The organism is Alteromonas sp. Mac1 (genome assembly GCF_001562125.1).
In the GTDB taxonomy this organism is placed as follows: Bacteria; Pseudomonadota; Gammaproteobacteria; order Enterobacterales; family Alteromonadaceae; genus Alteromonas; species Alteromonas stellipolaris.
The window spans coordinates 2,914,800-2,940,129 of record NZ_CP013932.1 but is presented as its reverse complement, the minus strand read 5'-3'; the positions used below and the strand labels follow the sequence as shown (position 1 = coordinate 2,940,129).

The following is a 25,330-nucleotide window of genomic DNA, read 5'->3' as shown; positions in this document are numbered from 1 at the left end:
CGTGATGGAGAAAGCGATGGGCTAGATTATCGAGTAATAGTTTCAACGTAGAGATCACACCTATTAATTTTTCAAAACAGACTTTGCTAGAGAGTAAAAACACCTTGAGCGTACAAGTGTACGCTCACTCGGCGCACAAGTGTAAGCTTAAATTTGTTCACGTCAAGAGAATAGTTGTAAAATACGTACTCACGCAGGTAGGTTTTGGTGAGGCTTTTTACGTGTAGATGATGGGTGTTGGCAGATAATTTCGCGAAGAAAGCTAGCGTTTAAAAAACCAAGCCGACGTCGAGTTGGTTAAGGCGCTGTATTAAGCTAGGTATGAATGAGCGCTAGATGGAATGTACTCGATCTAATTAGGGGGCTTTACTTTCTTCTCGTACTTTTAACGCTAATTCACTGTCTTGTGGGCTAATTGAAAAGTCGAATTTACCTAAAATATTCATGCCCAATAATCCATCGGCGCTAGGTAATGCATCGACAGGCAGCACTAGCGCTGAAACATCATCAAAACGGAAGCCTGCAAAATAAAAAGTAGGGATGTGTACCAAGGGCGCACTGATGGTACCAGAGGCAGTGTTCACATCAAAATTACCAATAAAGGTAAGGCGGCGTAGCCCACCTAAGCGGCTGAATAAATCTGTGGTGATGGCGGTTGTGGTGGCGCCGGTATCTAGCACCATGTCAGCTTGTTGATTAAGGGCTTTTACCGCAACACGGTACTGATCGCCGTCTCGCAAAAGTGCCACTCGGGTAACATCATTCCCTAGAAGTTCGTTGTTAGCAATACGTTCGTCAGCGCCACTTTGGTTATCACGATTGCTTTCACTGTACGCGATATTTCGTATCGCATTAGCTTGGTTGTCGTTATAAGAAAGGCTGGCCAGAACATCTTCCATCAGCGTAATTTTTTGCTGCCTGGCATAGGCTTCGGCAAGTTGAAGAGTATACTGCCTGCTATCAGGCACCCGTTGGAATAGGGGCTCATTTAAGTTAGCCAATAAGTCCCATTGTCCGTTAGCCGACAACTCGTCTTGTGCGGTGTTGTAAAGGTTGGCAATTCGCTTATCAACCTTTGTGTTGCTAGCTGGCGATAGGGACAACTCTGCTAAATCATGAAAGTGAATAAGCGCATCTGATAGCGGCTGTGTTCTTACTATTAACTCAGCCTCAAGCAATAACAAGCTTTCATCGGTGGGAAACTGTTGTAATGCGCTATTTAATTGTTGCTTTAGCAAAGCGTAATTTCCGCTGTTTAACAGTAGGGTGAGTTCATGTACATACTCTTCTGCGACTTGGGGAGCGTTTTCTAGTTCTGTGCCTACTTTACTGGTAGTTACCGCATTGTGTTTATTATTGCGTTGATTACTGTGTTCATTGGAAGCGGGCACGTTGTTATAGCTATTTAGGTTGGCTGAAGATTGAATGAGCGACGCTTTATTCGCCGCCGCTATCTCTACGGCTTGGTTCAATGAAAGAAACAGGTAGCCGTTTAATAGCAAAGATGCAGCAAGCACCACAAATAAACACGCTAATAACCCTTTGTTCATCGCTAAAATTTCCCCTGCGCTTTGCAGTTAGAGGCTGGGTTCAATGCATGCATTACCATAAACTTCCTTAAATGGTTCGGGCAAGCGCTTGGGAGCGCCAGTATCTAAACTTACGCAAACAAAGGTGGTTAGTGCTTCAAACACGGTTTTCTTTCTACGCTCGCAGATAAATTGAAACTGCCTTTTTAGGGTTAGTCTATTATCACAGCTAATAATCCATGTTGCACATTGCAGGCTGTCACCTTCGTGAGAAGGAAGATGATAATCAAGTTCATGGCGTTTAATCACCATGGCTCGGTTGAGCGACTGATAGTCAGAAAACTGCAATCCAAGTGAATTGGAATGAGACCACGCCAATGCTTCTGCTTGGCTTAAGTAAGCCACATTATTAACGTGGTTGTAGTGATCTAAATGACTGGCGTCTATTTGCCATAATTTAGTAAAAGGCGACGGGTATCGCCACGGTAGTGAAGCGGCTGCCATAGTCGTTAATCTCTATTGCTAATTTGAGGCAACTCACAGTTAATAAGTTGCCACATCACGTGTTCAGTTATCAGGTGCTTATATTTCAAATGCTTATATTTCCTATGCTCGGGCATCAGAGGTTTAAGCTGTTGAGACATGAGGTAAAGGATTCTCTTCGGGTAACGAGACTGATTCATCAAACAATGCATGCATCAGCGCTTCTTCTCGTTCCAGTACCGGGTGAATAAAGCTTTGCACATCGCCAATGGCTTTAAATGAGTGAAAGCCATTTTCTAGTAGTTCGTGCAGCGACAACAGCCCAGCTAATTTGGCGGGGCGTCTTGATAATCTAATCAGCATGCCAATCCCCCTAATTTTAATTACATCACCAAGTTGTTCGCCAAGGTGCGCAATAATATCGAGCTGGCGTTGCCTATCTGTTTGCCGGCCAGTATTGCGGTAGGCTAGGGCGTAACTGTCCCGATTTAATGGCGCCCCTTTGAGTTGATGCACCATTTGCATGTCTAAATCGAATGAAAGGGCATTAAGCGCTAATGCATCGTTCATTGCATTCATAGCTTTGTCGGGAAGCACTTTAGCAAGCTTTGGAATGACCCGAACTAAATCGGCGTCACGCTGGCTGAAATCTTTAGGCCCATACAGTTCATCTACAAAAAACTGCATGGCTTTTTGATAACGAGGTTGTTTGGCTAAATCATCGTGAGACACTAACAAGCGTTCACATTGCCAATGCTGAAGTTCGTGAATACCATCCATGATCCCCACTTTTAGCGCTAGGTCTCGAAGCGCATTCACTCTATGTATATGCTTAACGATATTCTGTGACACGCAAATAACATCCTTCCGTAGTGCTTTAATACTAGCTTGACGCAAGCGAGTGGCGCATGCAAGCTGCTAAGCCTATTCCCGCCATATTTTCACTGTTATAATGCCCGCCCTTAAATGTATGGCTAACAGGAAACGTCTTTGAATTTTAGTACTTTGTGCAATCTAACACGGCTAACTTACCTACTCGCTACTGGAGTTGTTCAGCGTGGCGAATGAGATAGACCCTGACGTACCTGCGCTAATTACTTTGTTTAACAGCACCTTTACCGACTTTCAAACTAAGCTGGTATTGGGTGACGACGAGCCTGTTTATCTTCCTGCCAATGAAGATATTCCCTATCATCGTATTGTGTTTGCCCACGGCTTTTTTTCCAGCGCGCTGCATGAAATTGCGCACTGGTGTGTGGCAGGTGAGAAGCGTCGTTTACTTGAAGATTATGGTTATTGGTATTGTCCTGATGGGCGAGATGCCAAGCAGCAAGCGGAATTTGAAAGTGTAGAGATTAAGCCGCAAGCTATTGAGTGGGCGTTTACCGAAGCCGCAGGGCGCCAATTTCAAGTTAGTACCGATAATTTAAATGGTGCAGAGCCCGATAGAAAAGGTTTCACTAAAAATGTTGAAGCCCAGTTAGCGTGGTATAAAAACAATTGTTTCCCCCCTCGGGCGGCGCGCTTCATCGATGCTTTAAAAAACACACAGAAATTATCTGGAGTACAGTAACCCTATGAATAAGCCGGTATTTCGATTAGGTGTGGTAGTTAACCCTTTTGCAGGTATAGGCGGCGCGCTTGCATTAAAAGGCAGTGACGGTGCCGATGTGCGTGAAAAAGCGTTAGCAATGGGCGCTGAAAAAAAGGCTAATGAAAAAATGGCCAAAGCGCTGTCTATTCTAGAGGCCCTTTCTGAACAATTTACTATCGTTACTGCCGGTGGCGAAATGGGCGAAGACGTGTGTGCTTCGTTAGGGTTACCCTTTGAGGTGGTGTACAGAAGTGCATCGCAACAAACAGAAGGGGAAGATACAGAGCGCGCTGTACAGGCTTTTCTTGGCTGTAATCTTGATGTTATTTTGTTTGCAGGTGGCGATGGTACTGCCCGCAATGTGTGTAAAATTGTGGGTGACAAAGTGCCGGTGTTAGGTGTGCCGGCGGGATGTAAAATCCACTCGGGCGTGTACTGTGTTACCCCGTCTGCCGCAGGGCAGGTCATTAGCCAAATGATCAAGGGCGAAATTGTCAGTGTAATGGACGGCGAAGTACGAGATATCGATGAAAACGCATTTCGAACCGGAAAGGTAATAGCAAAACACTACGGCGAGATGCGAGTACCCGCCGAACTCACTTACGTGCAGGCGGTAAAAATGGGCGGCAAAGAGGACGAAGCGCTCGTTCTTGATGATATTGCCGCGACCATTAGCGAATTAATGGACGACAACCCAGACACCTATTTTGTTATGGGCTCGGGCTCTACCGTTGGCGCGGTTATGGAGTTTCTGGGTTTAGAAAATACCTTGCTAGGTGTTGATGTGGTAATGGATAAAACGCTTGTAGCTAGCGATGTAACCGCTTCTGAATTGCTTTCGCTTACGCAAGGAAAGCCAACCCAAGTGGTGTTAACCGTTATTGGTGGGCAAGGTCATATTTTGGGGCGCGGGAATCAACAGCTTAGCCCAGACTTTATTCGCGCTATTGGAAAACAGAATATGCGAGTTGTTGCGACTAAACAAAAGTTACAGTCGCTTGGTAATAAACCATTACGATTAGATTCTGGCGATGCCGAGTTAGATGCATCACTACAAGGTGCGTTCACTATTATCACCGGCTACAAAGACAAGGTTCTTTATAACGCCGAATAGATATCGTCGAATAGCTTTTTAAGATTTAAATTAAGTTAAAGAATAGGAGAAATACGTGTTACCTCCGGCTTCAGCCCCCCAACAAGTAGTAAACCAAATTGCAGCGATAGAGGCTGCGTTAGATGATGTGGTTAATCATGGTAGTGACGATGAGTTGTTTACAGCCAGTTACTTACAAGGCCATTTCGCAGTGGTATCTCGTCAGCTAGAAATGCAAAGCAGTGCAACTATGCAGCAGCTGGATTCAGATATGGCCGCTAGCTTGCAAGCCGCTTTTGATAATAAAGAATTAGAGGGCGATGATGCTGCCCAGGTTAAGGGCCTTTGGTCTCGATTATTCGACCAAGCATGCAATTAAACGAATAGCTAAGCGCAAAGCTTAGAAACGGATAAGCGTACTACAAACCGCCCGACTAATTGTAATTAAAAGTGCAATTGAAAGTGTAATTAAAAGTGCCCAACAAAGCCCCATGCATGGAATATACATGGGGGTTCGCAAAGGGAATACTTACAGTGAATAAAATCCGGCAAATTACGCCTGAAAGCGGCATGGCTTTGCCGCTTTGGCGCTCTCAATTCCTTTCAAATGTTCGCGTTTTTTCGTGTTATTTTAAACCTGTAACTACTTTGATTGCCGTATATTCGCGTTAAGCTCTAACTGGCGGCCTAATACGGCGCATGGCCGTGTTTTAAAGGCTTATAGCACCTATGCCTGCACCTATGCCAGCACCTCTTCCTAACACATAATCCCTTAACTGATTGCCTATTAGCGTTAACTTTTTAGCGCTCTTTATGCCCTGCGCGACAAGCCCACAAAGGATATGGTGCGAATATTGCTAATTCTCACTGTCGATAAGAAAAGAAAACAAGTGTGACACAACTCGCTTTTCACAAATGGCTTATTTCTAGGTGAATATATGTTCGGTTTAATTCAACTTGCGGGTTACAAGCGTAGTGCTGGTAACACATCCAAAAGAACAGAGCACTGTGCTGCGCGAAGTTATCCGCGCTTTAGTCTGCGCTTGAGCTTGCGAGTGCTGTCTGTCGGACTCATACTTGCCATTGTTGGTGGTTGCCAATCGTCGGACGATGCCAAAGCCCAAATGTCACAGTCTGATCCCTTAGCGGTTCCTGCCCTTGGGAATGTTGAATATCACACCTACATTTTAGCCAATGAGCTGTTTGCCGATTTGAGACCTTCTAGGCAAGCGCGCTATGCGGTAGCAGGCTTCGTGCCGGTTGATACCATGAAATACAACAAGAATGATCAACATCCATTGATGATGTTAGGGCATCAATTAGAGCAGGGTATGATGACCGAAGCCACAAAACGTGGTTTTACTACTCAAGAATTTAAGCTTTCGAACGATATAATTGTTAATGACGAAAGCGATAGAGTACTTACGCGCAATATCGACCAATTGTCCGATATTGAACGGGTCGATTTCTACATAACGGGTACCTTGGTTTACCAACAGTCTGGGGCTGTGGTTAACGCAAGAATTATCAACGTAAGAAATAAAGACGTGGTGGCGGCAGCTACCCGCTTTTTCCCGGCGGAGATTTTCTGGGAAGAAGAGCGAGTAACGAGCCGTAATGGTCGACTCTACAGAACTGAAGGTGGAAGGTAACGGGATGAACGCACTATTTAAACGCACGGCTAAATGTACGGCATGTATCCTAGCAACATCAATGCTAGCCCTGAGCGGTTGCTCTATGATGTTAGGCGAAGAAGAAGTGGCAGTTGAAGAAACGTCTCGACCGGCCATGAATGTAGTAGACATTATGGCGATAGACCGCCCTTCGCCGCAAAAAGAAGATGATGACGAACAGTCAAACGAGCACGAAGGTATGGATGCGTTTGGCGCCATAGGCCAACCTACGCTTTATTCAAGTGTTCAAGGGGCTTACAAAGGTCGGCCGCTCACTAAGCATATTGGTGATTACGTCAAAAATATGACCCAAGACCTTATCGCGAACATGGAATATGTGAATGAAAAAACGCCTATTGGTGTAACGCATTTCGCGCTAATTGATACCAATCTTCAAGAAACTGATTTACTGGGTAAGCAAATGGCAGAATCATTTGTTCACGAGCTGCATAAATTTCGTGTACCCGTTATCGATTTCAAAGCTACAGACTATATTCGTATTACCGACGGTGGCGACTTCGTTCTCAGCCGAGATTATTTAGAGTTAAGCAGCAGTTTACCAATAGATTACGTACTTACAGGCACCATGGCTAAACACCAAGGTGGCGTGTTGGTTAACGCCAGAATATTGGGTATAGAATCTCGCGCGGTAGTGGCCAGTGCACAAATGTTGGTGCCATTTTATGTGGTAGAAGCATTGATCCCTAGCGACGGCAGTCAAAAGAATGGCATGCGCGATGGCGTTAAATTAAGTAGAGGTTAATCATGAAAAGGCTTATTGCTTTGCTGGCAATGGGGTTAACCGTTAACCTCACGGCGTGTACCAGTACTGAATCAATCGGCTCTTTTTGGCTAAGCGATGACGGTGAAATCTCTCACTCCGCTGAGCCCGTTCCTGTGCCAAGAGGATCAGGGCTTGTTTACAGCCCTGACTCTCGCGACCGTGAATATCAGCAGCATGTTGCCGTAGACCCAGGCTACAGAGACCCATTACACCAAGGTTTTTCTCCTTCTCAAACCCACAAACGCTTAAATGATTACGCGTCGCAATTAGCGATGGAGTTAATGGATAACGCAACCCGCCTTACTCAGCAAGATATGGTGGGGGTAACCAGTTTTGTGCGCTTAAATGAATCGTTAGGCGATAGCACAGTGTTGGGAAATCAGCTTTCTGAATACCTTATTGCCGAGCTTCAAGATTTTGGGCTAGCTATTGTTGATTTTAAAATGGCTGGCGGCGTGACAATAACCCCTTATGGCGACTTTGTATTAAGCCGTAAAGCGAATGCTTTGGCCAAACAAGTGTCGATGGATCATGTGGTTACAGGCACTATTATAGAAGATGACAGGGGCGTTCGTATAAATGCCCGTATTGTTTCAATGCAAAACAAGCAGGTTGTTGCCAGTGCGAATATTTACATTCCTGCATTTATCGTTACCGATTTAAATAAAGGCTTAACGGCCCAGGTGCCAGTAGAATAACGCATTGCGCCTTGGTGGGCGTTTAACGGCCGGTAACAATTTAATTAAACAAGAAAGCGCAGTGTGAAGTGACCTTGAAAATGGGCATCAGCACTGCGCTTTTTTATTGCAGCTTAAAAATAGCGATAAAGACCATCGCTATTCATCAAAGATACTTCGAATACAGTCTCTCACCATAAACCGTGCAGGATGCACTGCCTGACACAAGTCATTATTTAACGGCAAAGGCTCATGGGTTAACGTACTTGCTAGTAATTCCGCCATCAGCGGCGCGGTAGTAAGCCCGCGGGACCCTAAACAACATAATGTGCTTACTGGGGTTGCTGGCAAGGGTTCTGTGGTATAAAGCGGTTTGCCTAACGACAAGCCAACATATTGAGTTTTAAGTGCCGAAAAATCGGTAAGCATGCCAGATACAGGTTGATGATCTGGTGAACCTAATCGTGTGGCTGCCCTTGCTTCGCCGTCATGCTCAAGTTGTTGTACAACATCGGTATTCGCCATGGCTTGCTGGTGGGTTTGCAGGTTTTGTTCGCTCTCTTGATTGCGAACCTCTGTAGATAGGTCGTTTTTAACGTAGGTTGAGCCAAGGGCGTGCCTGTTGTTGAGAGCAGGGGTCATGTAGCCTTTATGGCATATCACGGTGGTTAACGCGTTTATAGGCGTTTGAGTGGCAATGGCCTCTACTTGCCCGCGCACAGGGCGCAGCGGCAATGCAGCAAACGCATTACTGCCCACGGCACCAGCCCCCGTAGCCAAAATAAGGTGATCAGCATACAAGGTCTTATTATTTGACGATGCCTCTGTATTGCTCGTTGATGCTTCTGAACTGGCCTTTATATTAAACTCAACCGCAAGATAGTGTGTTTGGGGACATTCATCTGGTAACGATGCTTTGTCGTTTTCAGTTAAGACAATGTGAGAACGATACTCATGTTTAGAAAGCACAGTTACATCAGTGTGCTGTTTTGCTTGCTCTATTAGGGCATGCACTAAGTCAGGTGGCGACAACCAGCCCCCTTGCTCTATAAATAGCCCATCGTAGGGTAAGTCGATGCTCGCTTTTTCCGATAGCGCCTCAGGGCTTATTGGCTTGATTAACGCCTCTGGCCAAACACCATTGCTCACCAACTTTTTCTGTCGAACTGCAACTTTCTCATTAAAGTTCAGCTGTGCAACACCACAAAAGTCGTGTGCCACAGATGGTTTGTCTATAGCAGTATTTGTTGAAGTATCTTTTTCATCAAGCAAGGTGTGGTAAATATGCGAAGCATATAAAAAGCTGTGGGCTTGAATACGACTGGCAATACTGGCTTCGGAATGAAGCTGGGGAAAAAAGCCCCCTTGTGGGTTGCCAGACGCGCCTGTAGCTAAGGTGTCGCGGTCATGACATAGCGTAACCTTGATACCACGCTTAGCTAAAGCTAGTGTCACGGTTGCTGCCCCAAGACCGCTACCCACCACAATGACGTGGCTTTTGGGGGTAATAGCAGCTTGGTTATAACGATAATAGGGGCCTTCAAAGGCGCGCTTTTCAACTACGGTAGAGGCGGCTTCTGTTTCATAAATACCCACCAACATATCTCGTTTTCTACCAAAGCCTTTACGTTTAGATACGGTAAATCCGGCGGCAGCCAACCCACGTTTCACAAAGCCAGCAGCGGTAAAGGTGGCAAAGGTAGCGCTGACTTTCGACAACCGCGCCATTTGTTCAAATAAAGTGTCGGCCCACATATCAGGGTTTTTGCTAGGTGCAAAGCCGTCTAAGAACCACGCGTCAACTAGCCCAGCTGTTGGGCTATGCCATTGGGGTAATAAATCGTGTACATCCCCAATCCACAAATCCAATGTGGTCGCAAATTCATCGAAATGACGCCTATGGCAGCCATCTAGTTCCATGGGGTATCGCGTGCTTAATGCGGTAGCTTCTTTTTTTAACGCCGGGAACGCCAGTAACGCCTTCTCCATATCGGGCTTAGGAAGGGGAAACTTTTCCGTACTTAAAAAGAATAATTGCTTAAGCGGGTGGCTAGGGTTGGCGTTTCTAAAGCTTTTAAATGCTTGCATGGCAACTAAAAAGTTGAGCCCAGTGCCGAAGCCGGTTTCCGCAATAACAAAGCTAGGGGCGCTGTGTACCTGCCAGCGTTCAACAATGTTATTTCCACCCATAAATACATACTGGGTTTCGTTAATACCACTGTCATTGGAAAAGTATACGTCGCCAAAATGGTCGGCGACGGGTGTGCCGTTTTCATTGAAATGCACGCTTGCTTGTTGAGATTTCACCGGTGTAATTTAACTCTTTATGCGGTTGATAACTGACTATTCAGAGACTATCTGATTGCGACCTTGTTCTTTGGCTTTATACAGCCGCTCGTCGGCAACCTTGTATATTTGAGACAACGCGTCACCATTTTCAGGCCAGTGAGCCACGCCGATACTTACGGTTATGGTGGCGTCAAAGCCTTCTGCGCTTAACGTGTGTTCAACTGAATGCCGTAAACGCTCTGCAATGCTATGTGCTTGATGAGGCGTAACGTCGGGTATGAGTAAACAAAATTCTTCGCCGCCAAATCGAAAAGCCCAATCGTTTCGTCTGCGCATACTATTGATAATTCGTGATACGTCAACTAGTACTGCATCACCCACGCCATGGCCATATTTGTCGTTTACCTTCTTAAAATGGTCAAGATCGACTAACACCATAGAGACAGATTTTTGTTTTTCAGGCAAGGTTTCGCAGAGCATGTCGAAAATTGAGCTTAGTAGCAAGCGGTTGTTCAGCCCGGTGAGCGGATCTAACGATGCCATTTCTTGCAACCGCTTCACGGTTTGCGCTCGCTTTTGCTCATAGGTATAGGATAACGCCCAAATAGCCGTTAGTGTTAGCGCAATATTTACAATGGCGATAACGGGTGTGCCAGGGTTCTGCACAATGTGTCGGTATGTCAAAATAGCGCAGCCTGAAAGTACGTATATTACAGAGTAAATCGTGCCTAATTTAGTACCCAACAGCAAATAGGATAGAACTGGAACAATGAATAACCAGCTGTACAGCGCCGAGGTAAATGAAGCAGTTAAAATGCCAATAAGAATGACGGTGTACAAGGCGAATAGAAAGAGGGAGGACCATAACTTCAAGTTCGGTGTCTTTTTGTGAACCGATAAAATAGCCAGCGAAAGAAAGACAACCAACAACTCAACAAAGGCTAATACCCTGTGGCCTACTATCCAATTATTGATAGTAAAAATGACACCTGCAACAATGATAACAAGTAGAACAACTCTTAATACCGTACGACGAAATTCGAGTTCGTTGCCCCAAAAGTTAGACGTGGCCATGGTGATGTGTATTCCCGTACAAATTTGACTGAAGATTTTTATCTTATAAGAACCGCACGTTTTAAAACGCACCGGTGAATAGTGACACTGCACAATGTTATCTGAATTGATTCAAGGTGTTTATCTTAATTGTTAAAGATAGACGAATGGATAAGAAATGTGACCAGTTTGATAAAATTAAATAATGATATCAATCATAATCAACGCATTTGCCTTGCCGATAAAGCCAAGGAATTGTTTTGATAATTTAGTGAAGCTTTTGTGAACTTGCGATTTTCTTCTAGTATTTGAATATACCTTTCATGATACATTGGATGAAGCAATTCACGTGGCGCAAAAATAATTAAAGCAAATGCATCAGGATGCGGTTAGAAAAAGTGAAGTGCTGGGTCTTTAGCTGCAAAGCAGACCACTTTACCAATCAAAATCGTTACCATAGCCGCATCAACGCAAAGGGTAAACTATGAGAAGAGCAGTTATCACCGGTCTTGGAATTGTTTCAAGCATCGGCGTCAATAAACAAGATGTACTTGCTTCATTAAAAGCAGGTAAGTCAGGTATTACACACTCTGAGCAGTTCGCTGAGATGGGTTTAAGAAGCCAAGTGTGGGGTAATATCGATATCGACCTTAAAGAGCACATCGACCGTAAAGCTATGCGGTTTATGGGTGATGCGGCGGCCTATGCTTATGTTGCAATGCAACAAGCCATTGAAGATGCAGGCCTTGAAGATAGCGATATTTCTAACGATCGCACGGGTATTATTGCTGGCTCTGGCGGCGCGTCTTCTGAAAACCAAGTGCTTTCTGCAGATATTTTGCGTGAAAAAGGCGTAAAACGTGTTGGACCATACATGGTACCTCGTTGTATGGCGTCTACGGTTTCAGCGTGTCTTGCTACGCCATTTAAAATTCGTGGTGTTAACTACTCAATCGCATCAGCTTGTGCCACCAGTGCTCATTGTATTGGTAACGCCATGGAGCTTATTCAACTGGGTAAGCAAGACGTTGTATTTGCAGGTGGCGGTGAAGAATTGCACTGGGCACTGTCGAGTCAGTTCGACGCCATGGGCGCACTGAGTTCTAAATATAATGACAACCCTTCAGTAGCATCACGTACTTACGATGCAGCGCGCGATGGCTTTGTTAGCTCTGGCGGTGGCGGTATGGTTGTTGTGGAAGAGCTTGAACACGCATTAGCCCGTGGTGCAAAAATTTACGGTGAAGTGGTTGGTTATGGTGCTACTTCTGATGGCTTCGACATGGTGGCTCCATCAGGCGAAGGCGCAATTCGTTGTATGAAAATGGCCATGCAGAATGTATCTGCTCCAATTGACTACTTGAACACCCATGGTACTTCAACACCGGTAGGTGATGTTAAAGAACTGGCGGCTATTCAGGAAGTGTTCGGTCAATCTGGTGTGCCAATTAGTGCAACAAAATCACTAACGGGTCATGCATTAGGTGCAGCCGGGGTTAACGAAGCTATCTATAGCTTGTTGATGATGGAAAATAATTTTATTGCACCATCAATTAACATCGACACCCTAGACGATGCAGCAGCTGGTCTCGACATTGTCACACAAACACGTGAAGCAACGTTGAACACCGTTATGTCTAATAGTTTTGGTTTTGGCGGCACTAACGCAACGTTAGTGATGCAGCGTTACCAAGGCTAAGCAATAGCGGTAAGCGAGTCTGTATTAGAATTGCTGACAGACTTGGTTAAAGGCTTGATGGGGAACTTTATTTTCCCCATCGAGTTGTCCGTCTTCACACTTATCTTCCGCTCATACGAATAACTGCCTATTTATCCGGTCCAATTGTTTTTTAGTTATTTCTGTTCAGCTATTACTACTATTTGTCACTCTTCATCAACAAGCAATGCGAACAAAGCGTTTGGGCGACTAATCGTTATTTTTCCATAATGTAAATGCAGTAATCCTTGGTTTTGTAAATCACCTAAGAGCTGATTCACCGTTTGTCGGCTACTGTTTATCATCTGCGCCAAAGACTCTTGCGATAAGGTTAGGGTAATGGCGCTGTCTTGGGGTAAATGCTGGCCATAACTGGTGGTTAGCATTAGTAGGCGCTTAATTAACTGATGTTGTAAATTTAGCCCTGCGCTGGAATCAATAAATTGAAATGCACTTCTTACTCGTGAACAAAGCAGGCGGGCAAAGTGAGGATAAAGCTCAGGGTGTGCCTTTAACACTGCGTTAAATGCATTTTTGGGGATAACCGCAATAACGGTATCTATCTCGCACACGCTATTGTGGGTGCGAGGTAAATCATCAAACAGAGAGATTTCACCAAACCAAGTGCCGGGCCCGAGCAAGGCAAACAGCATTTCCTTGCCATTGGCGCCAATATTCATTACACGCAAGCGGCCTTCACATACACCATAAAAACCAATGCCTTCCTCGCCTTTAGCATGCAGTTGTTGACCTGCTTTTAAATGACGAACCCGTACCTTATTGAGCAAGGCGCATTGCAAGTTTTCAGGAAGTGAAGAAAACCACATCGAGCTGGTTAAAACGGTTGAGTATTCTTGAGTTAACATTTTTATTACAGTGTCGTTTATCCGACAGTTTAGCTTGTAAATTAGGCGTAAGGTAGAAAAAAATGTAGGAGACGAATGATGAGTTCAAAAGCAAAAGCTCAGGTGAGTGAACAAGAATGGCAGACCCGTGTAGATCTGGCGGCGTGTTATCGTGCTGTGGCCATGTACGGTTGGGACGATTTAATTTTTACTCATATATCTGCAAGGGTACCAGGGCCTGAGCATCACTTTTTGATAAACCCTTACGGTATGATGTTTGATGAAGTCACAGCGTCAAGTCTGGTAAAGGTAGACTTACACGGCAATAAGGTGATGGAAAGTGAGTACGACATCAACCCTGCGGGCTTTACTATTCACAGTGCGGTGCACGAAGCCAGAGACGATGCGAAGTGCGTTATGCATTTGCATACCACCGAAGGGGTAGCACTTTCAGTACTAGAGGAAGGACTACAAGCCTACTCACAGCAGTCTTTGTTCCCGTTAGCCTCGTTGTCGTATCACGCCTATGAAGGCGTAGCCTTGAACCCTGATGAGAAAGCGCGCCTAGTGCGTGATTTAGGTGATACGCAATTTATGATTTTACGAAATCACGGCCTGCTTACCTGTGCCGACAACATTGCCGATGCGTTTTTATTTATGTTCATTTTTCAGCGAGCCTGCGAAATTCAGTTAAAAGCGCAAGCCACAGGTCAGAAGTTAATTCCAATCCATTCTGCTATTTTACAAGGGATCCGCGCTCAAGCGTCAGAGGTAACCAAGCAAGCGGGTGGCAGCCTAGCTTGGCCGGGTATTAAACGGCGGGTTGCACGTCGATTCCCTGGTTTCGACGAATAAGCGCTAAATTAGACTAAAAAACTGTGTTGATTCATGGTGCTCAAGGTTACTAATCCGTAGGATTGAGGTAAACTTAGCATCATGAAAATACTCTTTGAAGACACTATTCCTTTAGGCCACGAGTACTTTAGTGGCTTAGGTGACGTAAGTCGTTATGCATGGCAAACCCTTACTCCGGAAGATATCAAAAACGTAGATATCTTGGCTGTGCGTTCTACCACCAAAGTCAATGAAACGTTGCTAAGCCAAGCTTCGCAACTTCAGTTCGTTACTACTGCCACCTCTGGCACTAATCACATGGATAAAATCTGGCTTGATAGTCAGGGGATTAGCTGGAATTCAGCGGGCGGCTGTAATGCCGTGGCCGTGGCCGAATATGTGCTAAGCGCATTATTTTTGGCCGACCGTGCAGGTAAAATAGACATTAATGCTATTACCGTTGGTATTGTAGGAGCAGGGCATGTAGGTACAGCCTTGGCAAAACGATTAGCCGCATTGAACATTGACTATAAGTTGTGCGATCCCCCACTAAGTGCAGCGGATGACCCACGAACCTTCGTTGATTTTCAAGACATTATCGATTGTGATGTGATCACGCTTCATGTGCCCTATGTGAAGACAGGCAGCCACACCACAGGTAAATTGATTAATGCTGATGTGCTAGAGCAGCTAGGTAGCAATCAGTTGCTTATTAATGCGTGTCGCGGTGAAGTGATTGATGAACAGGCTTTGTTAAATAGGCTTAAACAACCAAACGCGCCCACAGTAGTGTTAGATGTATTTGAAAATGAGCCCGCCATCAACCCCGAACTAGTGCAGTATTGTTGGTTAATGACACCTCATATAGCTGGGCATTCAGTTGAGGGCAAAGTGCGCGGTACCCAGTATGTTTACGAACAAATATGCAATTTGTTGGAAGAACCTTGCACTAAAACCCTTGGCGAGTATTTATCCGCTGTTGACCCCATCAAAGTAGAATTGGCGTCTGCGTCAGCTTCCACATTATCGAAACAAGATTTGATAGGATTAATGCTACAGGTTTATAACTTGCTTGATGACGATACCGCCTTTCGGGAAAGGTTAGGGGAAGCACTGGAAAGACAGCAAAATGAAAGTGCAGATAGCAAAGAAATTACTGCCAGCATCAGCCACACCTTTGCTACTATGCGCAAAAGCTATCGGGTGCGACGGGAATGCAGTGCGTATACGCTAATATTGCCCAGTAACACTTCAGATGAAATTAAACAGCAATTGAAAGGGTTAGGTTTTTTGGTGCAAGCCTAGTTTGCCAGCCTAACGCCTTCTAATTTTAAGCAATACCATTAATAGGAGAAACAACACTTATGTCACAAGCCTTTGACGTTGCCGTATTAGGCGCGACCGGTCTAGTTGGGCAAACCATGATAGAACTATTGGCAGAGCGTGGCTTTCCAGTAAATCGTTTATATCCACTAGCCAGCAAACGTTCAGCGGGAACCAGTATTAGCTTCAAGGGCGAAGATGTAGAAGTGTTGGATGCAGATACTTTCGATTGGTCGTTGGTACAGTTTGGCTTCTTCTCAGCGGGCGGCAGCATTTCTGCTGAATTCGCGCCACGTGCAGCTGATGCAGGCTGTATTGTTATTGATAACACGTCTGAATTTAGATACGAGCCAGACATTCCGCTTGTAGTGCCAGAAGTTAATGCACACGTACTGGCTGATTTTCGTAACAGAAACATTATTGCCAACCCGAATTGTTCAACCATTCAAATGATGGTGGCGTTGAAGCCAATACACGATGCTGTGGGTATTGACCGTATTAACGTGAGTACGTATCAGTCTGTATCTGGTGCAGGAAAAGAAGCGATGGAAGAGCTGGTGAAGCAAACTGCTAGCCTGTTAAATGCGCGAGAGCTCGAAACTAAAGCGTTTAGCCGCCAAATCGCCTTTAACGTTATTCCTCAAATTGATGCGTTTCAAGACAATGACTACACCAAAGAAGAAATGAAAATGGTGTGGGAAACACAAAAAATTATGGACGATGACAGCATATTGGTTAATGCGACCGCAGTGAGAGTTCCTGTATTTTACGGGCATGGTGAAGCCATTCACTTAGAAACTCGCGCGCCAATAGATGCCGAACAGGTTAAGCAATTACTTGCAGATGCTCCAGGGGTTAAAGTTTATGATGCTGCCGATCAGTTTCCTACTCAGGTAAGCAGTGCTAGCGGCAATGATATGGTTCACGTTGGACGTATTCGAAACGATATCACTCACCCCTGTGGTCTTAACCTTTGGGTTGTGTCAGACAATATCCGTAAAGGTGCAGCAACTAACAGTATCCAAATTGCTGAAACTCTAATTCGCGATTACCTGTAATCATAGGATAAGTAGGCAAAGCTCAAAGTAGGGGATATAACATTGATTTTGCCGAGTAAGTAAACATTTTGCTTACTCGGCCGATAAGCAGTTATATCGATATTCAACAAATAGATACCGAAAACAGAAGGGCTAACTAGATTGCCATTAATAACTGGTTTATAGTTTCCTAAACCAGATTAAAAATACCGTTGGCCTAAGTGATGTTGTCGATACATCAATAAAGGTAAAAAATAGCGGTAAGTAATATAGAAAATCTGTATTGATAGGGCATTTTCATTCGTGCGCAGGCGCTATCAATGATAAGAATAAAAAGCTGAACCCGTTTGCCGCATTTAAGCGCCAATGAAAAGAGGTTTAGCTACGAATCTCCACCATGACACTTGGTGGTGTTGACGCTTGAGGGCATATAGGATTGCTATGAAATTGCATTTGACGGGCTTAGTTTTACTTACTTTATGTTTACTAGCCCCCCACAATAATGTCGATGCACAGGAACGCGCTACCCTGCTGAAAGGGCCCAAGAACGCGACCAGCCAGTATTCTGGATTAGAATACGGCCCCATTGATTCTCAAGATACCCTTTGGCGTATAGCTGAGCGTTATCGTCAAAATAATAACCTGTCGGTTTATCAGGTTATGTCAGCTATTTATGAACTAAACCCCAATGCATTTGAACAGCAGAACTTAAATTTATTAGTTGATGGTTCAATCTTGAAGTTGCCATCAGAACGGTATATTTCTCGCATCGATGCTAGGCAAGCACAAATTCGAGCAGAAAGTGACGAGCGAACCTTCGCTGAGTTACTAAACAAACCAGGTAGCAGCGTACGAAATATCAAGCCGCCTGCGCCTTTGGTAAATCAAAACGATTTAAGCCAAACCCAATCCAATATAGAACAAAAAATAACGCGTTTAGATCAAGAGCAAACCCGTCAGTTTGACGAGCTTCGGATGCAATTTGCTGCGTCTTTAGAAAACGTAGAAGCCTTGTTAAATGAAAATCGCAAACTGTATGAACGAGTAGACGAGGTTAACGGTGAACTTCAAGAGCTTCGTAATCAAGTTGAAGGCGATGTTAAGACTCAAATAGATACGCAAGTGGCGCTGCAACAAGAGCTGCTCGACATGATGAAAGCCGAGCAAATGCAGCGAGAAGCAGAAAAACAAAAATCGATGTGGAGTTCGCTTTCTAGCCCAATGCTTCTCATTATAGGCTCCGGCATTATTACCTTATTACTGGTAGGCGGGCTGATTGCTTGGTTGTTGAAACGTAAGCCAGCTGAAGCTGCGGAAGCACCTGAAGTACCAGAAATTTCCGATGATGTACCTGTTCCAGACACTGACATGGCTGACTTGGCAAGTGCTCTGGAGCCAGATCTTGGCGATAGCATGGAGCTGACGGACGACGATCTTTTCAACGACGATGACTTGCTTGATGATGTGCTTACGTCTGAACTAGAAGAAAGTCTTGATGATGATTTAGAAACTTTCGGCGACCTTGATGATGACATGTTGGTGCCTGACGACGATACAGATGATTTATTTGAGTCGGGTAGCGATGAGCTTGATCAGAACGAGTTAGACAGCTTGTTTGATGACGATGATTTGTCCGATAAGCTGAGTGAAGACGAAAACACCAGTTTAGAAGGGTTTGATTTATCTGGTGATGACGATGATGACTTAGCTAACTTTGACGATTCTTTGGACGCAGACCTTGATGAAGAGTTAGACGAGGCGCAAGACGATACCGATTTTGAGGAAGCGCCAGATGCGTCTGAACCCGACGCCTTAGATGACGACTTTGATATCGATGATATCTTAGATGGCGCGATGGCAGAAGCTGAAACGAGTGATTCAGTAGACGATATTTTTGAAGCCGCACAGTCTGCATCGAATGAAAGCGAAGAGGATACTGCCACTTTACCCAGTGTTGATGACGAAGACGAAACGCCTGAAATCAGTATTGATGATTTACTTGAACAAAATGCACCAGAGCCAACGCTGCTTGATGAGCTAGACAGTAAAGATGAGCTTATTAATGAAGATATGATTGATAAGCTTGATGATGAAATTAATCAGCAGAACCAAGAACTCGATCGTATTACCGATGATTTGCTCAACGAGATTGAGCAAATCGAGATGATGGGTGGCCTTGACGAAGGTGACGAAGACAGTGAAAGCGAAGAAGATACAATAGAGTCTGTTGCTTCAGCACCTTCGCCACAAGCAATTCAGAGCCTAGACAATATTACTGACGACCTAGATGAAATTGACGTTGAAGACATGGAGAATGCAAATGATTTCTCTGATCCCCTGTCTGATGACTTAATTTCCGAATTACAGGCTGAAAGTGAAGAAGAGTTGGGCTTTGATGCAAACACCCTTGAGGAAGAAAGCGCCTCCGAGGAAGAGAATGCTCCTGAGGGCGATGAATCTGCAGATGATGATTTTTCTGACCCATTTACAGATGACTTACTCGCCGAGCTTGAAGCTGACATTGAATCGGATGATGAAGGTGTTGAGCCGGAAGCTGAACCTGAATTAGCGGAAACTGATTTTGATGATCCGTTAACGGATGATTTGCTTGCAGAACTAGAAGCGGGTATTGATTCCGAAGATGATGCTTTAGCGCCCGAAGCGGCAGATGAAGCTACGCCTGCCTTCGATGAAAATGGCGACTTTGATGACCCCTTTACTGACGACTTATTAGCTGAATTAGAAGCTGAAAACCAGCCAGACGAAGCGCCTCAAGATGAGCCAGAAGAAACCACTGCTACTGAAGCTCCAGAAGCTGATGGTGACTTTGATGATCCACTTACTGATGATTTACTCGCTGAGCTAGAAGCAGATATTGAGTCAGATGAAGACACAGATTCCGGCGATGCCCTTGCAGATGAGCTTCTTGCTGAACTTGAAGCTGATATCGACAGTGATTTTGAACAAACTCAGCCCGATGCGCTGTTAGACAATGAAATCGAGCCGCAAGAAGCTGATGATTTTGACGAGTCTGACCAAGACCTTGTTGACAAAGCGCCTGCTGAGGATGCTTTTGTTGATGAAGAGCTTGCTGACGATGCTGTATTAGCAACTGAGCCTGAAGCGTTAGCACCAGACAATGTAGATGACGCGGTTGCCGATGACGAGCCCGTAGAAGAACTGCATGTTGAAGAAGAGCCCGTTGAACAAGAGTCTGTTGATGACGTGCTTTCTGAGGACGAACATGAAGACACTGATCAGTCAACAGAGTCAGAAGAATCAGAGTTAGACGAACTAGACGATGCGCTGGAAGATTCTGCAGAAGAAAGTGCGCTTGAAGGTGAAGATAAAGCCGATGGGCAAGATGATATCGATACGCCTATCGAAGAAGAAGCGATAGAAGATGCTGAGTCAACAATAGATGAGCCAGCAGAGGCAGCAGACCTAGAACAAGAGCAAGAGCAAGAACAAGAACAAGAACAAGAACCCATCACCAGTGATGACAGTGCGCAGCCTGAAAGTGACGTTGAAGATGAAACTCACGATGCATTAGCCGATGAGTTGCTAGCGGCTGTTAACGCCGATAGTGAGCCAGAGGCCGAGCTTGTTGTTGATGAGCCGCTTCTAGCAGACGAAAATGAAGAAGAGTCAGCTTTAGATGAATTAGAAACTGATTTAGACGACGATAAGCCTTTTGAAGAGCTTGAGTCTTTAGGTTCTGCTGATCAAGTCATTGATGATCCTGAAGCAGAAATACAAGATATAGCTTCGCTAGAAGAAGCCGAGTCGCAAGACGAAGTGGATGGGTTTAACGAAGACGAAATAGTAGATGAAGCACTGCCAGCGGAAGCTCAACTCGACTTTGATAACGATGACAGTGAAAATGCCCTTGAAGATACCCGTGAGGATATCCAAGAGAATGGCTCAGAGGATGCTTTAGAATCTGCTGATCCCGAAAGTGTAGATAGTGCCCTCAGCGATGAAGAAAGTCCCAGTAATGAAGAGATCGACGAAGAAGACGAGCTACTAACTGATGATTTACTTTCTGAGCTTGATTCTGACATTGAAACGGGTCAAGAGGTTGCGCCAGACGAGCCAGACGAGCCAGACGAGCCAGACGAGCCAGACGCTGATGATGAAACTAATGAAGATGACTTAGAAGATACTTTTGACATAGAGCCTGACGCTAATGAGCCTCTTGCCGAAGCCGAAGCCGAAGCCGAAGCCGAAGCCGAAGCCGAAGCCGAAGCCGAAGCCGAAGCCGATCCACTTGATGATGCGTTAGCGGCGTTTGATAAACAAATGATGGATGATATTCCTACATTTGGTGAGTCGAGCGATGATGCTGAAGAGCCAGAGCCAGAGCCAGAGCCAGAGCCAGAAAGCGACGATTACGACGACAGTATTCTTGATAGCGCTTTTGATGAAATTGACGAATTTGAATTAGAACATGAAGTCGATGGCGTGGTGCCAGAGCCTTCAGCTAATCAAGAGCCTTCAGCTAATAAAGAGCTTTCAGCCAAAGACCCTAGCGACTTCGACGAATTAGAAGATGTGCCAGGGCTAGATGACTGGTTATCAGGAACACAAGAATCAGAACAAGAAGAGATATTTGACGATTTAGATGGTGCAGAGTTTGATGAATTGCTGCAAAGCATTGAATCAGAGCAGGTAGATGAACCAAGCCTTGAAGCTGATACCACTGAATCGACAGAAAGCTTAAACCTAGAAGATGACCCAGAGCCTGAACTTAAGCTAGATAACCCAGATTTAGATTTAAGTGCGTTGTTAAATGATGTGGATCTCGATGCTGAAGCCGAGTCACGTACACCACCAGAAGACTTCTTGGATGTAGAAGCGCTTATGGATGATGGCGAAGACAACGAGATAGACCCAGACAGTGCAGAGCTTGATTTGGACGTAAGCCTTTCTGATTTCACCGGTGTTAATGATGCCGATGACGTGATTGATATTGATAAAGATGCTGGTCAAAACGCAAACCTCGACCTTGCACGTGTTTATCTAGAAATGGATGATATCGTTGCAGCGAAGGAATTACTCGAAGATGTGATGAATCTAGGTAGTGAAGAACAAAAGCAAGAAGCTGAGAGTATTTTAAAATCCATCAGTTAATTGCATGTTGAGTGCGGTATGACTACACTTAGCGGCTTTTCTATTTAGAGGTGTTTGAAACATGGGGCGAATCGCCTTAGGCATCGAGTATGATGGTGCATCGGTACATGGTTGGCAACGTCAAAAAGACGTGGCTAGCGTGCAAGAATACCTAGAGAAAGCACTCACCGTTATCGCAAATAAGCCTATTATAGTATTTTGTGCTGGTCGCACCGATGCCGGTGTGCATGCAACTGGCCAAATAGTCCATTTTGACTGCGATGTAGAGCGTCCAGAGCGTGCTTGGACACTTGGCATTAATGCTAACATGCCTGACTCGATAGCCGTAACCTGGGCTAGACCTGTCTCTGATGATTTTCACGCCCGCTTTTCGGCTACTCATCGTCGTTATCGTTACGTTATTTATAACTCACGTATGCGACCTGCTATTTTGCACAATGGTGTTACTCACGAATACCGCGAGTTAGACGCCGAGAAGATGCATGAAGCCGCACAGGCGTTGGTAGGTGAGCACGATTTCACTACATTTCGAGCTTCACTGTGTCAAAGCAAAACGCCTCACCGAACAGTGAGTAGCGTGAGTGTACATAGGCAAGGTCGTTATGTGGTGTTAGATATCCGTGCAAATGCATTTTTGCATCATATGGTACGTAATATTACTGGTTCACTGCTTTGCATTGGGGCAGGGGAGCAACCTGTCGATTGGATGGCGCATCTGCTTACTTTAAAAGACCGTGCTAAAGCCGCTACTACCGCTAAACCTAACGGGTTGTATTTGGTTGATGTAACTTACCCTGAGCACTTCGGTATACCAAAATCGCCCCTTGGGCCTCTTTTTCTTCCAGAATCTTAAAAGCGTGAACGCCTCTGAACGGTAGCAATGGGTTACCGTTCAACTTCTTAGACCAGTTTTGTTTTTTCCATTTTACTGTATTGTGGTCTAATAGCGCGCTATATTAGGTGGTTGTACTAACGTAGTGCGTATTTTTCTCTTGCGCTACAATAAAGTAACCGAAATATTCATGTAGTACTGACACAAAGCACGAATGAAAAAACAGTGTCGGTGCGCTAATAAATATAAAGGATTCCTTTTCCATGAGCTGGATTCAAAAAATTCTTCCGCGTACGCAAACATCCACAAAAGGTAATGTACCTGAGGGGATTTGGACAAAATGCGGCTCTTGCCAAGCTGTGTTGTACAAAAGCGAGTTGGAAAAACTTCAAGAAGTTTGCCCTAAGTGCGATCATCACATGCGTATTACGGCCCGTCGCCGTATAGACGGTTTTCTTGATGAAGGTGACCGCGTAGAACTTGGTGGTGAATTCGAACCACAAGATATCTTGAAATTTAAAGATTCAAAGCGTTATAAAGACCGCATTGTGGCCGCGCAAAAGCTAACCAATGAAAAAGATGCCTTGGTTGTTATGCAGGGCAAACTAAAAGGTATGCCAGTTGTAGTAGCCAGTTTCGAATTTGCCTTTATGGGCGGTTCAATGGCCTCTGTGGTAGGTGCTCGCTTTGTTGCTGCGGTAAATGCTTGTCTTGAAAACAACACACCCCTTATTTGTTTCTCTGCCAGTGGCGGTGCACGTATGCAAGAAGCGCTTATGTCGCTCATGCAAATGGCAAAAACATCTGCAGCATTGGCAAAAATGAGTAAAAAAGGTTTGCCTTACATTTCTGTACTAACCGACCCAACGATGGGTGGCGTTTCTGCTAGTTTAGCCATGCTAGGTGACGTTAACGTTGCTGAGCCAAAAGCCTTGATTGGTTTTGCTGGTCCTCGTGTTATCGAGCAAACAGTACGCGAAAAGTTACCACAAGGTTTCCAGCGTAGTGAGTTCCTTGTTGAGAAGGGCGCGATTGATATGATTGTTGACCGCAGAGAAATGCGTGATAAATTACACGGCTTGTTACTTAAGCTGCATCATCAGAATTAGTGAATACACAAAAAAATCAAAATACTGACTCAACAACCTCGTTGAGTCAGTGGCTTTCTCATCTTGAATCTATCCACCCAAGTGCCATTGATATGGGGCTTGAACGCGTTAAATCTGTGGCCAATACCATGGATATCCATTTAAAAGACTCTCTGCTTATTACCGTGGCCGGTACGAACGGCAAAGGCACAACTTGCCGCTTGCTAGAACAAGCCATGCTTGCGCAAGGTAAAACCGTAGCGGTATTTAGCTCTCCTCATCTTTTGAGTTACTGCGAACGTGTGCGGTTAAATGGTGAATTGGCGAAAGAAAACGAATTTTGCCGCGCTTTCGAGCTTATCGAAAAAGCCCGTGGCGATATCACGTTAACCTATTTTGAGTTCGGCACCTTAGCGGCAATGAAAATGATGCAGGATTGGGGTGTTGATGTGGCCGTATTGGAAGTGGGGTTGGGGGGAAGGCTAGATGCTACTAATATTCTCGACCCAGATTTAGCCATCATTACTACCATTGACCTCGATCACCAAGACTGGCTAGGCGATACCCGCGAAGCAATCGCTCGCGAGAAAGCCGGTATTATGCGAAAAAATGGTAAAGCTGTTATTGGTGAGCTTTTACCACCAGACTCGCTACAAGAAATCGTAGCTGAATTAAATGTCGAAGGGCGGTGGGCCCAACAAGACTTTTTCGTCGTTAAAAATGCTGTGGCAGATAGTAGCCCTGAGCATAGCCCTAGTCGAACATGGGAATGGAAGGGCAAGCATTCTGATTTTACCCAACTACCATACCCGCACATTCCGCTGCAAAACGTAGCTACGGCACTTGCAGCACTAGAGTTACTAGACTTACTGCCAGATGAAACGGCGATAAAGCAAATTATTGCCAACACCCGTTTACCCGGCCGCCAACAAGAAATTAGCCACAACCCGCTAGTGGTGGTGGATGTCGCACATAACCCCCAAGCAACCAAAGCAATGCAGGAATGGCTTACACGTTATGCTGCAAGTAAAATACGCGTGGTGGTGGGTATGTTAAAAGACAAATCTATTGCAGAAACCCTTGCGCCTTTGTCGTCGCTGAATGCACAATGGTACCTAGCAAGCACATCTGGCCCTCGAGGCTGCGATGCAAGCGTGCTGGCCGGTGCACTTTTGGATGCTCAGCTTGATAAAACTTGTACCCAAACCTTCTTTGATGTGACAAGTGCTTATAAAGCAGCACGTAACGATTACCATGAAGGCGAACTCATATTGGTCTTTGGTTCCTTTGTTACCGTGGCTGAGGTGTTAGATTATACCAACGCAAATGAACAACAATAAAAACGA

General features: G+C 45.0%; 20 protein-coding genes. 14 read left to right on the top strand and 6 right to left on the bottom strand.

What is annotated here, in order from left to right; all coding sequences use genetic code 11:
* Nucleotides 1-356: 356 nt before the first annotated feature.
* From AV939_RS12495 to AV939_RS12485, 3 genes are all read right to left on the bottom strand, one after another.
* On the bottom strand, nucleotides 357-1,550 hold the full coding sequence (locus AV939_RS12495; RefSeq protein WP_061997770.1) for a retropepsin-like aspartic protease: 1,194 nt from the start codon (nucleotides 1,548-1,550) through the stop codon (nucleotides 357-359).
* Between the two features lie 27 nt (nucleotides 1,551-1,577).
* Complete coding sequence (locus AV939_RS12490; RefSeq protein ID WP_057790943.1) at nucleotides 1,578-2,033, bottom strand: acyl-CoA thioesterase; 456 nt, start codon at nucleotides 2,031-2,033, stop codon at nucleotides 1,578-1,580.
* Between the two features lie 123 nt (nucleotides 2,034-2,156).
* The gene (locus AV939_RS12485) at nucleotides 2,157-2,864 is read right to left on the bottom strand and encodes an FFLEELY motif protein (protein ID WP_057790945.1); all 708 of its coding nucleotides are present in this window, start codon (nucleotides 2,862-2,864) and stop codon (nucleotides 2,157-2,159) included.
* 190 nt (nucleotides 2,865-3,054) lie between these two features.
* On the opposite strand from AV939_RS12485, the gene AV939_RS12480 reads away from it, so the two are divergent.
* From AV939_RS12480 to AV939_RS12455, 6 genes are all read left to right on the top strand, one after another.
* Complete coding sequence (locus AV939_RS12480) at nucleotides 3,055-3,585, top strand: elongation factor P hydroxylase (protein ID WP_335339301.1); 531 nt, start codon at nucleotides 3,055-3,057, stop codon at nucleotides 3,583-3,585.
* A gap of 4 nt (nucleotides 3,586-3,589) precedes the next feature.
* Nucleotides 3,590-4,720 carry an ATP-NAD kinase family protein gene (locus tag AV939_RS12475; protein WP_057790949.1) on the top strand — a complete coding sequence of 377 codons (1,131 nt, stop codon included), beginning with the start codon at nucleotides 3,590-3,592 and terminating at the stop codon, nucleotides 4,718-4,720.
* A 55-nt stretch (nucleotides 4,721-4,775) separates the two neighbouring features.
* Nucleotides 4,776-5,078 (top strand): YfcL family protein, encoded by a 303-nt coding sequence (locus tag AV939_RS12470; protein WP_057790951.1) that lies wholly within the window; start codon nucleotides 4,776-4,778, stop codon nucleotides 5,076-5,078.
* A gap of 559 nt (nucleotides 5,079-5,637) precedes the next feature.
* Complete coding sequence (locus AV939_RS12465) at nucleotides 5,638-6,351, top strand: FlgO family outer membrane protein (protein WP_138118184.1); 714 nt, start codon at nucleotides 5,638-5,640, stop codon at nucleotides 6,349-6,351.
* Between the two features lie 61 nt (nucleotides 6,352-6,412).
* Nucleotides 6,413-7,135 (top strand): FlgO family outer membrane protein, encoded by a 723-nt coding sequence (locus tag AV939_RS12460; protein WP_171008979.1) that lies wholly within the window; start codon nucleotides 6,413-6,415, stop codon nucleotides 7,133-7,135.
* Nucleotides 7,136-7,137: 2 nt separating this feature from the next.
* On the top strand, nucleotides 7,138-7,854 hold the full coding sequence (locus AV939_RS12455) for a FlgO family outer membrane protein (RefSeq protein ID WP_061997768.1): 717 nt from the start codon (nucleotides 7,138-7,140) through the stop codon (nucleotides 7,852-7,854).
* A 138-nt stretch (nucleotides 7,855-7,992) separates the two neighbouring features.
* Here AV939_RS12455 and mnmC read toward each other — a convergent pair whose 3' ends face one another.
* Both mnmC and AV939_RS12445 read right to left on the bottom strand, forming a co-directional pair.
* On the bottom strand, nucleotides 7,993-10,140 hold the full coding sequence (gene mnmC, locus AV939_RS12450; RefSeq protein ID WP_061997767.1) for an FAD-dependent 5-carboxymethylaminomethyl-2-thiouridine(34) oxidoreductase MnmC: 2,148 nt from the start codon (nucleotides 10,138-10,140) through the stop codon (nucleotides 7,993-7,995).
* 36 nt (nucleotides 10,141-10,176) lie between these two features.
* Entirely contained in the window at nucleotides 10,177-11,196 is a 1,020-nt protein-coding gene (locus AV939_RS12445; RefSeq protein WP_057790958.1) for a GGDEF domain-containing protein, read from the bottom strand.
* Nucleotides 11,197-11,659: 463 nt separating this feature from the next.
* Here AV939_RS12445 and fabB point away from each other — a divergent pair, with 463 nt between their 5' ends.
* Nucleotides 11,660-12,874 carry a beta-ketoacyl-ACP synthase I gene (gene fabB, locus AV939_RS12440; protein WP_057790960.1) on the top strand — a complete coding sequence of 405 codons (1,215 nt, stop codon included), beginning with the start codon at nucleotides 11,660-11,662 and terminating at the stop codon, nucleotides 12,872-12,874.
* A 185-nt stretch (nucleotides 12,875-13,059) separates the two neighbouring features.
* Here the strand turns inward: fabB and AV939_RS12435 are convergent, their stop codons facing one another.
* Complete coding sequence (locus tag AV939_RS12435) at nucleotides 13,060-13,758, bottom strand: Crp/Fnr family transcriptional regulator (RefSeq protein WP_061997766.1); 699 nt, start codon at nucleotides 13,756-13,758, stop codon at nucleotides 13,060-13,062.
* Between the two features lie 78 nt (nucleotides 13,759-13,836).
* Between AV939_RS12435 and AV939_RS12430 the strand changes: the two genes are divergently transcribed.
* The 7 genes from AV939_RS12430 to folC all read left to right on the top strand — a co-directional run bounded on the left by AV939_RS12430 (nucleotide 13,837) and on the right by folC (nucleotide 25,324).
* Nucleotides 13,837-14,592, top strand: coding sequence for a class II aldolase/adducin family protein (locus AV939_RS12430; protein WP_057790965.1), 756 nt, complete (start codon nucleotides 13,837-13,839; stop codon nucleotides 14,590-14,592).
* Between the two features lie 81 nt (nucleotides 14,593-14,673).
* On the top strand, nucleotides 14,674-15,876 hold the full coding sequence (locus tag AV939_RS12425; protein ID WP_057790967.1) for a 4-phosphoerythronate dehydrogenase: 1,203 nt from the start codon (nucleotides 14,674-14,676) through the stop codon (nucleotides 15,874-15,876).
* A gap of 59 nt (nucleotides 15,877-15,935) precedes the next feature.
* Nucleotides 15,936-16,952 (top strand): aspartate-semialdehyde dehydrogenase, encoded by a 1,017-nt coding sequence (locus tag AV939_RS12420; protein ID WP_061997765.1) that lies wholly within the window; start codon nucleotides 15,936-15,938, stop codon nucleotides 16,950-16,952.
* Between the two features lie 420 nt (nucleotides 16,953-17,372).
* Nucleotides 17,373-22,064: a FimV/HubP family polar landmark protein gene (locus AV939_RS12415; protein WP_061997764.1), complete on the top strand. Its 4,692-nt coding sequence runs from the start codon at nucleotides 17,373-17,375 to the stop codon at nucleotides 22,062-22,064.
* A gap of 61 nt (nucleotides 22,065-22,125) precedes the next feature.
* On the top strand, nucleotides 22,126-22,917 hold the full coding sequence (gene truA / locus AV939_RS12410; protein WP_057790973.1) for a tRNA pseudouridine(38-40) synthase TruA: 792 nt from the start codon (nucleotides 22,126-22,128) through the stop codon (nucleotides 22,915-22,917).
* 242 nt (nucleotides 22,918-23,159) lie between these two features.
* Complete coding sequence (accD, locus tag AV939_RS12405) at nucleotides 23,160-24,005, top strand: acetyl-CoA carboxylase, carboxyltransferase subunit beta (RefSeq protein ID WP_057790975.1); 846 nt, start codon at nucleotides 23,160-23,162, stop codon at nucleotides 24,003-24,005.
* On the top strand, nucleotides 24,005-25,324 hold the full coding sequence (folC, locus tag AV939_RS12400) for a bifunctional tetrahydrofolate synthase/dihydrofolate synthase (protein WP_061997763.1): 1,320 nt from the start codon (nucleotides 24,005-24,007) through the stop codon (nucleotides 25,322-25,324). The genes accD and folC overlap by 1 nt, the downstream gene beginning before the upstream one ends.
* Nucleotides 25,325-25,330: the final 6 nt, after the last annotated feature.

What these genes read in the sequence shown, in the direction of transcription:
- AV939_RS12495 (WP_061997770.1), bottom strand. Translation starts at nt 1,550, where the DNA reads ATGAACAAAGGGTTATTAGCGTGTTTATTTGTGGTGCTTGCTGCATCT.
- AV939_RS12490 (WP_057790943.1), bottom strand. Translation starts at nt 2,033, where the DNA reads ATGGCAGCCGCTTCACTACCGTGGCGATACCCGTCGCCTTTTACTAAA.
- AV939_RS12475 (WP_057790949.1), top strand. Translation starts at nt 3,590, where the DNA reads ATGAATAAGCCGGTATTTCGATTAGGTGTGGTAGTTAACCCTTTTGCA.
- AV939_RS12465 (WP_138118184.1), top strand. Translation starts at nt 5,638, where the DNA reads ATGTTCGGTTTAATTCAACTTGCGGGTTACAAGCGTAGTGCTGGTAAC.
- AV939_RS12460 (WP_171008979.1), top strand. Translation starts at nt 6,413, where the DNA reads ATGCTAGCCCTGAGCGGTTGCTCTATGATGTTAGGCGAAGAAGAAGTG.
- AV939_RS12455 (WP_061997768.1), top strand. Translation starts at nt 7,138, where the DNA reads ATGAAAAGGCTTATTGCTTTGCTGGCAATGGGGTTAACCGTTAACCTC.
- AV939_RS12445 (WP_057790958.1), bottom strand. Translation starts at nt 11,196, where the DNA reads ATGGCCACGTCTAACTTTTGGGGCAACGAACTCGAATTTCGTCGTACG.
- fabB (WP_057790960.1), top strand. Translation starts at nt 11,660, where the DNA reads ATGAGAAGAGCAGTTATCACCGGTCTTGGAATTGTTTCAAGCATCGGC.
- AV939_RS12435 (WP_061997766.1), bottom strand. Translation starts at nt 13,758, where the DNA reads ATGTTAACTCAAGAATACTCAACCGTTTTAACCAGCTCGATGTGGTTT.
- AV939_RS12430 (WP_057790965.1), top strand. Translation starts at nt 13,837, where the DNA reads ATGAGTTCAAAAGCAAAAGCTCAGGTGAGTGAACAAGAATGGCAGACC.
- AV939_RS12425 (WP_057790967.1), top strand. Translation starts at nt 14,674, where the DNA reads ATGAAAATACTCTTTGAAGACACTATTCCTTTAGGCCACGAGTACTTT.
- AV939_RS12420 (WP_061997765.1), top strand. Translation starts at nt 15,936, where the DNA reads ATGTCACAAGCCTTTGACGTTGCCGTATTAGGCGCGACCGGTCTAGTT.
- AV939_RS12415 (WP_061997764.1), top strand. Translation starts at nt 17,373, where the DNA reads ATGAAATTGCATTTGACGGGCTTAGTTTTACTTACTTTATGTTTACTA.
- truA (WP_057790973.1), top strand. Translation starts at nt 22,126, where the DNA reads ATGGGGCGAATCGCCTTAGGCATCGAGTATGATGGTGCATCGGTACAT.
- accD (WP_057790975.1), top strand. Translation starts at nt 23,160, where the DNA reads ATGAGCTGGATTCAAAAAATTCTTCCGCGTACGCAAACATCCACAAAA.